Annotated in this window: 13 protein-coding genes; 7 read left to right on the forward strand and 6 right to left on the reverse strand. The window is 39.0% G+C overall.

Annotated features, from left to right (window positions below; all coding sequences use genetic code 11):
• Positions 1-31: 31 nt before the first annotated feature.
• Together glmU and DS2_RS18375 are read right to left on the reverse strand one after the other, a co-directional pair.
• On the reverse strand, positions 32-1,405 hold the full coding sequence (gene glmU / locus DS2_RS18365) for a bifunctional UDP-N-acetylglucosamine diphosphorylase/glucosamine-1-phosphate N-acetyltransferase GlmU (protein ID WP_035016488.1): 1,374 nt from the start codon (positions 1,403-1,405) through the stop codon (positions 32-34).
• Between the two features lie 433 nt (positions 1,406-1,838).
• Positions 1,839-2,417 carry an LPP20 family lipoprotein gene (locus tag DS2_RS18375; RefSeq protein WP_035016490.1) on the reverse strand — a complete coding sequence of 193 codons (579 nt, stop codon included), beginning with the start codon at positions 2,415-2,417 and terminating at the stop codon, positions 1,839-1,841.
• A 264-nt stretch (positions 2,418-2,681) separates the two neighbouring features.
• Here DS2_RS18375 and DS2_RS18380 point away from each other — a divergent pair, with 264 nt between their 5' ends.
• Genes DS2_RS18380 through DS2_RS18400 form a run of 5 tightly spaced genes read left to right on the forward strand, consistent with a single transcriptional unit; the run spans position 2,682 to position 7,653 of the window.
• Positions 2,682-3,596, forward strand: a complete 915-nt coding sequence (locus DS2_RS18380; RefSeq protein WP_035016491.1) for a hypothetical protein — start codon at positions 2,682-2,684, stop codon at positions 3,594-3,596.
• 12 nt (positions 3,597-3,608) lie between these two features.
• Positions 3,609-4,484 carry a hypothetical protein gene (locus tag DS2_RS18385; RefSeq protein ID WP_035016493.1) on the forward strand — a complete coding sequence of 292 codons (876 nt, stop codon included), beginning with the start codon at positions 3,609-3,611 and terminating at the stop codon, positions 4,482-4,484.
• 2 nt (positions 4,485-4,486) lie between these two features.
• Complete coding sequence (locus DS2_RS18390) at positions 4,487-5,632, forward strand: hypothetical protein (protein ID WP_035016494.1); 1,146 nt, start codon at positions 4,487-4,489, stop codon at positions 5,630-5,632.
• A gap of 2 nt (positions 5,633-5,634) precedes the next feature.
• Complete coding sequence (locus tag DS2_RS18395) at positions 5,635-6,774, forward strand: hypothetical protein (protein ID WP_035016495.1); 1,140 nt, start codon at positions 5,635-5,637, stop codon at positions 6,772-6,774.
• A gap of 18 nt (positions 6,775-6,792) precedes the next feature.
• Positions 6,793-7,653: a hypothetical protein gene (locus DS2_RS18400; protein ID WP_035016497.1), complete on the forward strand. Its 861-nt coding sequence runs from the start codon at positions 6,793-6,795 to the stop codon at positions 7,651-7,653.
• Here the strand turns inward: DS2_RS18400 and DS2_RS18405 are convergent.
• The 4 genes from DS2_RS18405 to DS2_RS20105 all read right to left on the reverse strand — a co-directional run bounded on the left by DS2_RS18405 (position 7,650) and on the right by DS2_RS20105 (position 13,918).
• Complete coding sequence (locus DS2_RS18405) at positions 7,650-8,750, reverse strand: bile acid:sodium symporter family protein (protein WP_035016498.1); 1,101 nt, start codon at positions 8,748-8,750, stop codon at positions 7,650-7,652. The genes DS2_RS18400 and DS2_RS18405 overlap by 4 nt on opposite strands.
• Positions 8,751-8,855: 105 nt before the next feature.
• A complete protein-coding gene (locus tag DS2_RS18410) occupies positions 8,856-11,720 on the reverse strand; it encodes an insulinase family protein (protein ID WP_035016499.1) in 2,865 nt (954 codons plus the stop codon).
• 71 nt (positions 11,721-11,791) lie between these two features.
• Positions 11,792-12,253 (reverse strand): hypothetical protein, encoded by a 462-nt coding sequence (locus DS2_RS18415; RefSeq protein WP_035016500.1) that lies wholly within the window; start codon positions 12,251-12,253, stop codon positions 11,792-11,794.
• Positions 12,254-13,918 (reverse strand): hypothetical protein, encoded by a 1,665-nt coding sequence (locus tag DS2_RS20105; protein ID WP_051480008.1) that lies wholly within the window; start codon positions 13,916-13,918, stop codon positions 12,254-12,256.
• A 234-nt stretch (positions 13,919-14,152) separates the two neighbouring features.
• Between DS2_RS20105 and DS2_RS18425 the strand changes: the two genes are divergently transcribed.
• Together DS2_RS18425 and DS2_RS18430 are read left to right on the forward strand one after the other, a co-directional pair.
• On the forward strand, positions 14,153-14,377 hold the full coding sequence (locus tag DS2_RS18425; RefSeq protein WP_035016501.1) for a hypothetical protein: 225 nt from the start codon (positions 14,153-14,155) through the stop codon (positions 14,375-14,377).
• 11 nt (positions 14,378-14,388) lie between these two features.
• Complete coding sequence (locus DS2_RS18430; RefSeq protein ID WP_035016502.1) at positions 14,389-14,592, forward strand: hypothetical protein; 204 nt, start codon at positions 14,389-14,391, stop codon at positions 14,590-14,592.

Raw genomic sequence — 14,592 nt, forward strand, 5'->3', positions numbered from 1 at the left:
AATTTGTCCACGAAAGATCAACAGGCCCTAACTATTTTTTGTTTTTAACCGGTCGTTCCCAGCCACTAATATGGCGCTGTTTTGCGCGCGCAATGACGAGCTCATCCGCTTGAGAGCTTTTAGTCACTGTTGAACCAGCGCCTATGGTTGTGCCTTTTGCAAGTGTTACAGGTGCAACTAATGAAGAGTTAGAGCCTACAAATACACTGTCTTCAATTGTAGTGCGGAATTTATTCGCACCATCGTAATTACAGGTGATAGTACCCGCGCCTATGTTTACACCAGAGCCAATATCAGAGTCACCTAAATAAGTTAAATGATTAGCTTTAGAGCCTTTAGCGATCTTAGTGTTTTTAGTTTCGACAAAGTTACCAATATGCACACCTTCAGCAAACTCTGAACCAGGGCGAATACGCGCAAATGGGCCGATAAAACAGTCGTTGGCCACTTTTGCATCCTCAACAATGCTATTCGCTTTAATCAAAGTGCCATCACCAATTGAACAGTTGCGCAAAATACAATTTGCTTCAATTTGCACACCATGGCCCAAAGTCACTTCTCCTTCAAAAATAACATTGATATCCACAGCTACATCTTGACCAACAGATACACTGCCACGTACATCAACACGTGCCGGATCACGGAAAGTAACCCCTTCAACCATTAAAGCTTCAACTTGTTTCTGTTGATAAATACGCTCTAAAGCTGCTTGTTGTAAACGGTTATTCACACCTTCAACTTCATAACTTTCAGCAGGTTGCGCTGTCGCAATTGGATAACCTTGCTCTGCACACATGGCAATTACGTCAGTTAAATAATATTCACCTTGGGCGTTATCATTACTTAGCTCAGACAACCAAGTTTTTAATAGACCAGCTGGTGCCGTTAATATACCAGTATTAACTTCGTTAATTTGTTTTTGCTCGTCAGATGCATCTTTTTGCTCGACAATCGCCACTACATTGTTTTCGCCATCGCGAATAATGCGGCCATATCCGGTTGGATTCGGCAAATTAACTGTTAATAAACCAATGCCTTTAGCTGGCGCTGCAGCCATTAATGCATTTAAAGTTTCAATAGAAATAAGTGGCACATCACCGTATAAAATCAATACTTGCTCGTCATCGGCAACATGTGGCACAACTTGCTGCACCGCGTGGCCAGTACCCAATTGCTCTGCTTGCTCAACCCAAATAAGTGATGATTCGGTTATTTGTTGCTGCAGTTGTTCGCCACCATGGCCGTAAATCAAAATAACCTTTTCGCTATTAATTGAACGGCTCGCATCTATAACATGTTCAACCATAGCTTTCGCACCCACTTTGTGGAGTACTTTTGGCAAGGATGATTTCATGCGAGTGCCTTTGCCCGCGGCTAAAATAACACTGGTAATTGGTTGAGACATGCTCACGTCCTTTTAATTATTAATCTAGTATTTTTAATGGCGCTTAGGATAACCAAGCTAAATGACGATGTGAAGACGAAGGACGCTAAATTTGTCTGTTTGGGGTCTTGTATTGGTGTCTATTTAATACTGGTTATATCAACCAAACAGAAAAACGGCAAACATATGCAAAAGAGAACTAACATCTCCAAACCATATTTTCGAAGCTTTAGTGGATGATTGAACTTCAATCCAACGCGCATTGATAGCAATAGATATGGCTTAAGGAAGTAGATTCGCAATGCTGATTTTCGAAAACTTCCCTGTCAGGGATGACAGGGCAGAGCCTATAGGGATATATTCACGGCGATTTTCGAAAATCATGCTTCGAAGCTGCTGATATGCATAATACCAGCAGCAATGTTCAGAATGCAGCTTTTGACCATAGTTTCGCTTAGTTAGTTAAACGCTCAATTTCCGCCGCTAAATCTTGCTCAGCTTTGTATGCTTTAAATTCTTGATACAAAAACTTCTCATCTTGAGGGTTAATTTTCTTACCTGCTTTTTCAACTAATGTAGCAAATAAATTATCAGTTGCCGAAGGGTTTAACTCCATTAAAGAACACACATGATCTTTACCCGCAATGTTGACAATATCGGTTTTGATTACACGTGCTCCAGACAAAGTTTGATTGGTAATTTGTTTTGATACCGAGCTAAACGTCGTCCCTACACTTGTCTCTTCATTCGCATCTGTGCGGCTGCTATAAGTTTTATCCAAAGCTTCGATTTTAGTTTGAATTTGTTGCGCCAAAGCAACGCGACTATTAGCAGCAGCCATTTTAGAATCTACCGACAGATTGCCAGAAAACTTAACACAATCAGTTGCCGCAATGCCATTTTCAACAATCGGATTTAATACCCAATCAGGAATGTTCGAGCCAACAGAAGACGTTGTACCTTGTTGTGTAGAACCACATGCAGCTAAAACACTCATTAAACCCGTAGCCAAAATTATGCGTTTGATATTCATATCAATTCCTTTCCAATAAATAATAAAAGTATTTGCTGTACATGAAGGCCTACAACCTAACTTCATGTAGAAGCGAAAAAACAGCATAAGCATGTAAAATAATCAGCTGTTAGTAAAGTTAAATTTTGTTACTACTGTCAGGCACAAGCAAAGCTGTGGGGTAATTAACACTTTTATTGGTAAATTTAATTATCAGTGCGCTAAAATTATGCTCTAATTAGTATTCACCCAGCAGTACAAATTTATCAACATGGAGTCGCTCGGATGCGGTTAATTAAGTTAGTTATTACAAGCTGCTTGTTAATATTGTCTGCTTGTGCCAACACGGCTCAGTTTGAGCTTAACGCGCCAACTGACGACGGCTACAATTTATACGCGAATGGAGTTGGTGCTAACGAGCAACAAGCTATAACAGATGCACTGGCTAATTTGAGTTTACGCTTGAGCTCAAATGTAAGCACACAAGTGCACACCTTGTTACAACAAAGTCGAACTGAATTAGCTGTTCAAGACACCAGTGTTTTTTTCCAACAAAGCAGCCAAGTTGCTCGTCCATTTACTTTTAATAACTACCAAGTAGTAAAAAGCCAAGCCATTGCAGAACAAACACAAGTAACGATTGCGGTAGCCAAACAGCCATTTTTCGACAGTTTACATAAACAATCGGCGCAAAAGCTTAGTGAACTCGCACAAACACAAATGCAGGCGAAAGAACAAGATAATTTGGCTCGACTTGCTGTCAGCCAATTCGAGTTAAAACGACTTCAACAAAAATTATACAAAGACATTGCATTGTTAAATGCGTTCTCATACCCAAACACTTTGTATCAGGACTACCAGCAGTTATTGCACAATGCGATAGCAGCTGCTGCCAATTTTAACTTGCGCTTTGTTGCACCTAGTTCACTCAACTATCTATTCGATACGCAAAACTTATATCAAAATGGTATAGGATTTGTTGGCCAAACTCCGCTGGTTATTTATGTTACTGGTGAAATGACTTTAGGCCAATTTAACCAAGTTACCGCAGAGCGTCTAACACTGGCAATTAACCTTTTGGTTGATACAAACAACCATCTGCAACCACTGACAAACCTAAATATACAAGCTGTTGAAAACGACCTAAGCCGCCGACAGCAACAACTAAAGCAGTCATTAACCCAACAAATTTGGTTATAGGCAGGAATGGATATGTCGAAAACAACACTCGTTATTTTACTTGCTAGCTTAATTGCAGCCTGTAAGTCCACCGATGTTCAGCGGTTTCAAGAAAGTGTTGCGCAAGTAACCTCTAATATGGTTGCACAAGCAAATAACCAGAAAAAACCCGTAGCGCAATCATCCGCTCCTAACCAAAGCGTCAAACGTTTATCAATTGTTGATACGATAACGGGTGTACAACTATTGGACAATGCACAAACTCGCGAATTAATCGACCAAGACTATAAAATAATCACCCCTGAAGAATTCGCCAACTTACCACGAGCTGATAAACAAAACAGAATAAAACAGGACATGGATACACTGGGTTTTGGCATACTCGATATTTCGCAAACGTTTAATAAAGTACAACAAACCGCGTTAGTTTATGCCAAGCAACAATACGACCTGATCGAAAACTACAATACACTGGCATTAAATCACAGAGACGTACAATCTTTTTTGTATGCCAATCAAGGTAAAGACGAACAAGCCTTGGCTACAGCGATAGCTGAGTTCGACAAAAGCGCGGCTAAACCTTCAGAAAAAATAGGTCCCAAAATAGCCGCGTACGAAAAAGCCAACAAAAAAATATTTAACAAAAATGCGGAATTAACCGCCATTATCAGTTTGCAAATACTTGAGTTAGGCACAGTTGTAATGGACGATCCGAGTCAGTTTTTAAAAATGGAAGGTTTGTTACTGCTAGCAAACTATTACAAAGTCGAAAAAGCCAGCAGTATTTTAATGGACCGACTCACACTTGCGCAGCATGCCAACAGTCTAATAGCTGATGACAAAGCACTGATAGATATCACCAAACAAATCCAACAAAAACAAAATCTACGAGCACGAATTCAGAGGTAATTATGACAAGGTTCAACCTTATATTGGCTGTATCAATTTCCATATTAGTTTCAGCTTGTGGCTCAACCCCTAAAGCCAAAATAGAATACCCGAGTAAACAAACTAACCAACAAGTCGTAAGCAAAGCGCCAAGTCAAATGCAGGTAGCCAAGTCGGCATTTGGTTTTGATGATGCCGATATTCAAGTACCAGCGTATTTTGATACACAAGGATTAAAATATTGCACCTTTGAGCGTGAGAATGAAGACAACCGCTGCCCATTAAAAAAGCCAACCATTCGTGTCTATTTTGATAAGAATACAGTGCAAGCAACAAATGAAGAGCAACAAGCGTTAGCCGCAATCAGTAATCAACAAATAGAACTGATGTTAGAAAACATGGTTGCTGGTATAAACCGTTTTCGAATTATTACCCAAGACGACCAGACCATTCAGCAAGAAATCGAAAAACAACTTGCCAATAATGCTGCAGCAACCGCAAAAAGATTATCAACAAAACGTGCAATAAACCCAGACTACATTCTTAAAGTCGATACTCTAAAAACAGCCGATCGTTTTTATGGTGAATATAATGGTGTTGCACAGTATCTATTAGAAATGACAGCATCTGTGCTTGACCCATTTACCCAAGAAAAACTCCCGAGCCCTAATATAGGCAAGATACGTGTTGAATCAAATGAAGTGCGTGATCATGATGAACTGGTGTTCACTGAAGTATCTGGGCGCTACTACACCGGCTTTAACTATCAAGACCAACAAAATGTACAAGCGGTTGTAGCTGATATGGCAAGCCGCGGTTTGAGTATTTTAGTTACTCGATTGTTGTCTGAACTACCAGCAACAGGGCAAGTAATGGGGATAAAAGGTAACCAGATATCAATAGACCGTGGGCAAAACGCTGGCATTTTACCCAAAGAAACCATGATTGTGTTCGCCTACGAAGCCGGATTTGTTGACCCTATTGGAGTTGCCGAAGTGAATCCATCAAAAACATCGGCAAATGGTCGAATTGTAAAATGGAAAAATTCTAAGCTCGCACAACAAATTCTTAAACAAAGCCAAGATGGTATTTTTAGACCCAATGCCAATCAAAAAATTTATGTGGTTTCTGTCGGTGCGCCAAAAGACTATGTGGATAACAGGTTATAACAATGAATAAAATCGCCCGATGGCCAATTGTTATTATTGCCAGCTTGTTAACGTCAGCTGTAAGCGCCAGTGAGCAGTTGCAGATGACACTAAACCAACAAGGTATTGAGCTGAGTAAAAGTGCATGTGAATATGGACGAGGTAGCCGAGTTGTCGATAGTTTAAAAGATTCTTTATCGAAAGATTACTACAACTACCTCAGACAAAATGCCCGCGGCGATTTAGCAAAAATACTTACAGCGACCGATCAACAAATCACTCAAATAAACTCGGCTGCTGCGATTAATTTTACCCAAGCAGCAACCGCTCTGAATAATAACCAACTTAATTTAGAGTTTGCAGAACCATATTGGCAAGGGAATGAAACATGCATTCAAGCCAACTTACAATTAACAGCAAATACCGCAACCGAACATAGCAAGTTAAATGTTAACTGGCAAAACAGTCCAAGTGCCGTTTGGCAGTATAGCGTTGCCAGCGTAGATTTAGCTCAAATAAACGACCTGCAATCAGCCAAAGACGCAGCATTACAACAAGCGTTACAAAATGCGGTAGCAGACAATATTAAGCTGATCGCCCAGCAAGGTGCGAGTAAATTCGCTTTATTGGCAAAACATATAGATAAAATTCAATTAGCAGACATTCAAAATTTAATGACAGATTGGCAAACGCTCGCTGAATCTAAACAAGCTCAGCAATTTAACCTGCATGTGCTGGTTAGTTTAGATAGTCAAAAGCTCGAACAACAACTTAATATTTTGCTAAAAAAAGTGACAGGCACTAGCATTTATATCACGGCCGAGCCTTTTGCGTTAAAACGTCAGCTGATCACTTTATTAACCGAGCATAATATCCAAATAACATCACAACCTGCACATGCCGATTTGCAATTGCAGGCGCAAGCTTCCATGCTAGAACAAAACAATGGCTACCAAAATTTAATTGAAATTGCAGTCAGCCACAGCAAACAAAAAATAATTTGGCAATGGCAAAACGATCCACAGTTAATAACCGTATCAAGTCAAGACACATACAAAGCAAATCAGTTGATACAAGCGCATATGTCTTTGCCACAGCACAAGCAAACTATTATCGATCAACTCGAATATCTATTGATTGAACAAGCATTGGTAGCAGAATAATCGTTTAAGGAATTTAAAATGAATACACCAAATAAATTAGCCGTCATAGTCGTTAGTAGCCTAGCGTTAATCGCTCCTAATGCCTTTGCTGACAATACCTACCAAACTTTGTTAGATAATTTAAAACAGAGCCATATCGCTAAGCTGGTGACACAAGAGCAGCAACAAAAATTAGAAACAAGCTACCAAGCTTGCCAAGCAAAGCTGGCAAGCATCAAAGATAGAAATCAATATTTGCAACGTCAACTAGAACAGCAGCAACAAATTATGAACAGCGCAGCCCCGGTAGCAGAGCGTCAATTTGCTGAAATGGAAGTGATGTCGTTGCGCGAAAAGCGCGAGGCAATGCAAAAACGCAGTGCTCAGTGTAAAGAGATAGAAACTAAGTATCACAACCTCAGTGAAAAAATTACTCAAGCAGCAAAAAAGCACAGTTCAGATAGCCAAAAACACAAACAAAAACTAGTTGAATATTTAACCAATAAAAGCCAATTATCTAATGATGCTGTAATCGATAGCATTGAATACCCATGCGGAGCAAACAATAAACTAACCTGTCGCAAAGAGGCAACCAGCGCACTACTAAAACAAATTAGTGAACAGCGTAGTATTAAACTAACCGCGGGTACCATTATTAAAAATTATATGGTTGAACAAGATACAGTGGCGACGCATAGTGAAGCTGAATTTGATAAAGTTGAAGTATTAACTGCTGATTATAAGCAGCTTGCATCTGGCCCCGCTTATTATTTGAAGCTCAAAGCTCAATTTAAAAAGCAAAGTGATAGCGCACAAAACAAGGTGGATAAGCTCAGGATAGAAGCTGCAATCAGTCGATACTTAAAAGCATTAAATAAAGAGTTTGCTGGCGAGTCTTAAGACTCGCCTTCAAAGTTATTCGCTTGTGGTTTGCGTTTTCGCCACCATGCCGCAAGTGCTGAACCAGATATGTTCATAAACGGCCCAAATACAGCTGGAGCCAGTCCCATGCTCGCCACCTTACCCATTTCCACCGCGATACCTGACGCAAGCCCAGAGTTTTGCATACCGACTTCAAACGAAATCGTTCGGGCAGAAGCTTCATCTAAGCCAAATGATTTGGCCAGTTTATAACCCAAGATGTAACCTAATACATTATGAGTAACTACCACTACAACTAAGATTAACCCTATACTTAGCAACGCATCACGCCCAGCAGCGGTTATAATTGCAATAATCAGTGCGATACCTGCCATTGATAGCAGCGGCATCACTTTGTTAATCAGCTTTAAATTGTTACTAAACAGACTATTCACTACCACCCCAAGCACAATTGGCAAAATAACAATTTTTAAAATACTGAAAAACATACCAACGACATTAATTTCTATATATTGGTCGGCAAGCATTCCCATTAACACGGGTGTAACCAAAGGCGCTAATAAAGTTGCCACAGCCGTTAAGGTTAGTGACAAGGCCAAATTGGCACCTGAGATAAACGCCATTACATTTGAAGCTAATCCGCTGGGTGAACAACCAACCAATATAATACCTGCGGCAATTTCAGGCGGTAAGTCAGTCATGCTAGCCAATACAAAACCTATAATTGGCATTAAGCTAAACTGGCATAAAAGCCCTACCCCAACCGCTTTGGGTGTTTTAATTACAGCAGCAAAGTCTTTTGCTGATAACGAGCAACCCATGCCAAACATAATCAACATTAACAATGGGACAATAAGTTGTTTTAAATTAAATTCGCCAATATGACTAAAGACTTGTGGATAAAAAAGAGAAGCGCTAACAGCAGCGAATATAAGTAAGGTAAAAGCTAAGTTGCTAAAATTTTGAGTTTGTTTTAGTGCCAGTGCAGCAAATATAAAGGAGAGTGTAATAAACACCCCACCAATATCAGTAGCAAATGCAAACAGCAATACGAATCCAGCAATCAGAGCGCCAGCGGTGCAAACTGGCCAAATTTTATTATTGTTTACGACCATCAATTAATTCCTTGAACATTTATTCAACAATTAAAGGATAGTCGCAAATAATATTAATTAGCTCAAAGTTGCTAAAACTATAAAAGATATTAGTTTGCTGAATTGTTAATTCAATTGTTGGTAGTATTCACTACCAACAAATTTTGTTCCTTTGAGCTGTACTGTCAAGTTGATGGCCTCATCAGACAAAAACAACTCCCGATATAAGAAACGAATGTCTTCTAGAGTTGTATCCATTATTAACTGCTTATGCTGTTGATGGCTAGCAAAGCTATTGTAACCTAACTTCCCTTGATACCAGTCATACATATATACGTTCATTTCTTCAATAAGGTTCGCAGGTTGTTTGTTATAATGGGCTAGCAACGCCACCTTAAGTTGCTCAAACTCTGCTGCAGAGACGTTAGTTAGGGGCTTTGAAAATGCTTGTAAAAATTGATTTGTAGCACTCTTTAATTTAATAAGCTCAACCTCGTTACTTTCTATTAAAATCCCGATTGATGGTAAATCAAACACCTTAACAACCTGACTGTCGACAACATATCCAAGTTGTTGTTGAGTCCGTAACGAATTAAATGCTGAAGGAGCAAGTAAATAATTAAGCAGAGTCAATTGAATTTCAACTTTTTCGGAATAAATAGGGTATACATAGATGTCTAATAAACCGTTATTTTCCAGATCTGATTCAGCTAGAATACTATTCGACCTAGGCAGGTAATTTATTTCATAAACCCAAGGTTGCTTCATGGAACTAGGGCCTAGCTTACCACGTATATTTTGCGCAAATTTTTGAATTTGAACTTTGCTATAAAACCCACCTGCCATAATTTCTACAAAGTTATTGGACAACATTTTTTTGTGGAACGCCTCCAAGTCGGCGACAGTTATCGATAATAATGCATCTATTCTTTGTTTATTAGTGAAATGAACTGGTGGCATACTCAAGTTTTGCGCTAAATAAGAGTGCAATTGGGCTGGCGTCTGGTTGTATGTTTCATTACGCAAAGAATTTACATATGGTTCGACTTCGCGCTCTATCGCAGATTGCTCAAAAGTCAGAGTTGTAAAATTATCTATAAGCTGCAACGCATATTTGGTTTGTTTCTGTGTATTGCCAAACAACGCTAATTCAGTCATTCCATGGTTGTTGGATCTATCATCAATTGATATGCCATCAAGCTTAAATGCTCGCTCTTTGATGGCTTGGTTCTCATTTTTAAGGAAGTTATTTATTAAATGAGCCATTACTAAATTTTTTGGTGTAGCTAAAACATCAGGGGTTTGTAAACGCAAGCGCAATACTCCAGATGTATCACCTGGAAATTTCTGACTATGAATCAGCCATGCAGACACAGCAGCAGTTTCCGTCAAAGTTAATTCTGTAGGTTTAGCCAAACTATCAACGACTTCAACATTTTGACTCTCAACTTTCTGCGTCTCAATTGCAGGTAAATTTAAAACCAAATTTGTTTTTTTCCAACTATCCATACGTTCAGAGGTTAATTTTTGAACTCGATAGCCACCAATGGCGTAATCTAAATCATGTTCAACTTCTTCATGGTTTGATAAATGCCATAGCAACATATTTTCAGGGGTTAAACCTGATAAAATATTCGTAATCTCTATTGGATCAAAATCAAGAGCCAAATACCCTTCAGCCAATACATCTTTCGTGGGCATTGTATGTAACAAACTAGCGATTTGATTAACCAACCAAACAAGATCTGGTTGTTTATATTCTAGCCAACTCCTGTGCATTGGCTTTTGCATCGCTGCATAATACGACTCATTTATCCCCTGCTCTAATATCAATTTAGTAAAGGCAAAAAAAGCAGCTATGATTTGTTCTGTTTGAATAGTCCCAGCTTCAGTAAGCGTCACATTCAATGAAACTAAGCCCGTATGACTAAACGCATCTGGAATAGCGTAGGAGGCGTAATTACTGATCCACCCTTTACTTTCTAATTGCTGTTTTAAAGCACCTTTTTCAGATGAGTTTAACAATTGGGCGATGTACTGGAAGCTGCGTTTTTGCCAATTATCAGATTTGGGTAAGAAAAAGTTTAGTGATAATTCGTGTCCTTGTGCCTTTCGTTTTACAAAAACTTCTCTGCCTAAGTGTTCTTCTGAATACCAAGCATTTTTGTCGTGGACAATTTGACTGTTACGATTAGGAACAGATGAAAAAGTCTGCTTAGCTAGTTTGACAAGTTCACTTATTGGTTGGTTACCAGCAATAACCAGCTTCATCAAATTCGCAGAATAATATTGTTGATGGAATCTCAGCAGTGCTTGCTTTAATTGTTTATTTGAATGGGCGGTTAAAGTTTGCCGATTGCCCATTGTAAAACGACTTAATGAATGGTTTGAGTTAAAGATGTTCGCTAGCACACGATGCGATATGAAATTATCATTTTGTTTTGCTCTGTGCCATTCGTTATCAACTGCGGTAATTTCTTTATCTGTCAATTCTGCAAATAATAAAGGCTTTGATATTGCTGCACTAAGCATTTTTAAAGCTTCAGAAAAATTAGCGTTATCAATCGCAAAAAAATACTGTGTATTATTAATTTGAGTAAAAGCATTGGTATAACCAGCATTTTGTTCAACCAAACTTTTTAGCAGGTTAGGTATTGGATATTGCTCAGAAGCTGTCCAGATCAAGTGTTCAAGGAAATGAGCAAGACCAGGAAGTTCTATCGGGTCTTGCGCTGAACCAGCTCCTACACTTAAAGAAGCGACCGAGTTGGCAGCGTTAGGGTCCGAAACTAACACAACCTGCAAACCGTTGTCTAACCAAATGCTTTTGTATTGGCGAACATCTGCAGGACTTTTGTCTAAATCACCAGATACAACTAGCTGCCCACGCAAATGATCAGCAGGCTGAAGTGAACTAGAGCATCCCCAAGCACTGATCATAGCGAATAAACCAACTATCAAAAACCTACCTTTAAACCTTTTATTTTGCATTTTATTTCCTTTACCTAAAAAGGATACTTTAATATTTGAAGGGTTAAGGCTTGGTTAAGAAAAAGTTTAATTTACGAACCACTTTTAAACTTGTAGTTAGTATCCATGGTAAGTTTTCGAAATTGACCAAATTTTCGTTTATATACTCTGGTCTTGCTACCTTTTTTAAAAGCAAAACAAGCTTTTGATGCAAGAAACTGTTTTAATGCCCTTCTATTCCATGATGTTAGCCCATCAACAAAGGCAACATCTAATACCAAACAAATTTTTCCTTCATTCCATTCAAACGGGTAATACGGCAAAATTCCTGTATGTAATAACCTTTCGACATTCTCACGGCAAACTTCAGCCCAAACAACATACCCTATTGGTAAACTCATTTTATCCCCCCTAGGAGAATAAAAAAATTGGAAAAATTTCTTTCTTGCAGAGAAGTTAAGCCATCGCAGATTTTCAGGTGTAGTAACAGTTTGTAAGCCCATTCGAACTTCACACAATGACGCAAAATATATATTTGGTTCATTACCTTTCATCTAAATCTCCATGCCTGTTGGATTTACCTTTTGTACGCTTTTCAATAAAGATAATAAATCACATACCAATGAGAACATATCAATGCCCCCATCCAATAAAAAGCTTGTTGGCGCACTCCTCACTTGTTGGTGCAATAGGTTAATATCCGTATAGCTCTGAATATCGTCTCCTCTTTTCCACAAAAATGCAGAATCTCGTGCATCAAACCACAACATTTCACTTGAGTTATTAAAGATAATAGTTTCATTTGAATTTTGGTCGCCTTCAAAAATCCACTTGGATAGATTCGCAAACGAATTAATTGCTGAACATATTTGGTACTTAGAATGTTCAACTAAATCATCTACAGATTCTTTTAAATACCGACTATTAAACATGCGCATGTAAATAGCTTTCTTAAACGATTTTATTGCCGACAGCATCCAGAAATCGCCATAACTAACATTGTCCGATTCACCTTTCTGTTTATGTGCATATTTTATTAGCTTAAACTCATCTTGTTCATCAGTTGAACAAGAATATATTGAAACCAAGTAGTCTATAGCAACATCATTCTGAAAATCTTTACAGTGCGGTGGCGCGATTTGAATATCTGTATTTGTATTGCATAATTGGATAAATTTATTTAAGAGTCTGGTTTTAATTTGATTTATTTGTGGGTTATCAAGTTGAGTTACATTTAATCCGTAAAATGATGGTAAATAATGCAACAAACAAGCGTTATACTGATTCGCATAATAAGAGTGCAAGGGAGCATCATTTAACTGTTTTCGCCTAAACCTATTGTAGTTATAGATTAACTCCGAAACCATATCCAATGGTTGTATACCTTCGAGGTTATATTCAACCGCTGATCCAGTACAATAATTGTAAGATGCTGGCAAAAAACAGGCACTAGCCATGTCTAACCATTTCCCTTCAAAAGACATGTTTGACGGTGAAACAGCCCCATGCGCTATTCTGTGTATTTTCGCAAACGCGAACTGTTTTGCACAAGAGAGTAAAAAGCGTCCAATGTATTGGACGAACTCATTTTCATTGGCAAACCGCTCAGATAGCATCCTGTATTGCAACCTAAGCCGTGCAGTGTCGTTTAATACACGTTCCTTGAATTTAGGTTCAAACCTACCTGCCCGTAAAAAATGTGCAGGTCGGCACGCAATATCTCTTACGCCCAGAGCGACCGACAAGGGCTTTTGCGATTTATCTACCTGAACTTGTCCTATATCTATGATTGCCAAATAGTTAACAATACCCTCGGGTAGAATATGATTGTAGATTTCGCTGTTAATGGCTTCTAAAACAGCTTCATCCAAGGCGTACATACCGTTTCTATGGCCATAATTATCATGTGTACCAACTAGCGGGTTCACACCTATACCCTTTATTTGGTAATTTTTAGTATTACCACAACGTACGCCCCCTCCATTTTCACCGACACCTTTACCACCGTATGGTTCTGCTAGCATGGTTGTGTACTTATCAGTAAACTCCAACCATCCAAGAGCCTCTGCTTTGTCATCAATAACGTATGCAAGCTCCTCGTCATTACCTTGGTTTGCAATAAATGTTCTGCTTTCCCACAACGTAGATTTATTTCTCAAGCGTCTAACTTTAAAAAAATAACCTACATATTGTTCTATAGATATATTAGTGCTTTTCATGCTTACAATACATTTTATGGCCAGTAACTTTCGTAAGTTTAGGGAATGTTATCAAACATTTACACTGTACCAAGGTACAGAAAGTCATCATTAGCTCCTCAATATGCAAAACTGTACTTTAGAACAGTTCCTAGAAAGATTATTAGTATTAGTATTTGCCTGTTACTTGCTAGTTAAAAGCTATAACACTGCCGATAATGGCATACATATTTTAATTAAAGAAGGAGCTAATCGATGCGTGAGTTACAAGTTGAAGAGTTATACCAAATAACGGGAGGGAATGGTTTAGCGGCCACCGCCGAGGGTGCAATTGTTGGATATGGTACAGGTTCAGCATTGGGTACAGGCGGGGCACTAATGGCAGCAGCAAATGGAGCGCGCTGGGGAGCAGTTGGTGGAGTAGCAGGAATGGCTGTAGGTGCGGCTGCTGGTTTCGCCTATTATTATTATTTTAGTTAAATGAGGCTCATATGAGAGAACTAACTAAGCAAGAACTAGAATTAATCACTGGTGGTGATGCAAAAGGAGCAGCCATCGCTGGTTTAGGTGGTTTTTCGGCCGGCTTTACCGCTGGCGCGGGAATTGGCGCAGCAGTAGGTGGGCCAATGGCTCCAGCTACTGCATTGATTGGAGGGATGACTGGAGAGGGCGTTCGAAAATCTGTGTCAGCCTAG

Origin of the sequence: Catenovulum agarivorans DS-2, from assembly GCF_000568405.1 — a bacterium.
Classification (GTDB): Bacteria; Pseudomonadota; Gammaproteobacteria; order Enterobacterales; family Alteromonadaceae; genus Catenovulum; species Catenovulum agarivorans_A.

Coding starts and splice junctions, on each gene's coding strand:
- glmU (WP_035016488.1), bottom strand. CDS start 1,405: ATGTCTCAACCAATTACCAGTGTTATTTTAGCCGCGGGCAAAGGCACT.
- DS2_RS18375 (WP_035016490.1), bottom strand. CDS start 2,417: ATGAATATCAAACGCATAATTTTGGCTACGGGTTTAATGAGTGTTTTA.
- DS2_RS18380 (WP_035016491.1), top strand. CDS start 2,682: ATGCGGTTAATTAAGTTAGTTATTACAAGCTGCTTGTTAATATTGTCT.
- DS2_RS18385 (WP_035016493.1), top strand. CDS start 3,609: ATGTCGAAAACAACACTCGTTATTTTACTTGCTAGCTTAATTGCAGCC.
- DS2_RS18390 (WP_035016494.1), top strand. CDS start 4,487: ATGACAAGGTTCAACCTTATATTGGCTGTATCAATTTCCATATTAGTT.
- DS2_RS18395 (WP_035016495.1), top strand. CDS start 5,635: ATGAATAAAATCGCCCGATGGCCAATTGTTATTATTGCCAGCTTGTTA.
- DS2_RS18400 (WP_035016497.1), top strand. CDS start 6,793: ATGAATACACCAAATAAATTAGCCGTCATAGTCGTTAGTAGCCTAGCG.
- DS2_RS18405 (WP_035016498.1), bottom strand. CDS start 8,750: ATGGTCGTAAACAATAATAAAATTTGGCCAGTTTGCACCGCTGGCGCT.
- DS2_RS18410 (WP_035016499.1), bottom strand. CDS start 11,720: ATGCAAAATAAAAGGTTTAAAGGTAGGTTTTTGATAGTTGGTTTATTC.
- DS2_RS18415 (WP_035016500.1), bottom strand. CDS start 12,253: ATGAAAGGTAATGAACCAAATATATATTTTGCGTCATTGTGTGAAGTT.
- DS2_RS20105 (WP_051480008.1), bottom strand. CDS start 13,918: ATGAAAAGCACTAATATATCTATAGAACAATATGTAGGTTATTTTTTT.
- DS2_RS18425 (WP_035016501.1), top strand. CDS start 14,153: ATGCGTGAGTTACAAGTTGAAGAGTTATACCAAATAACGGGAGGGAAT.
- DS2_RS18430 (WP_035016502.1), top strand. CDS start 14,389: ATGAGAGAACTAACTAAGCAAGAACTAGAATTAATCACTGGTGGTGAT.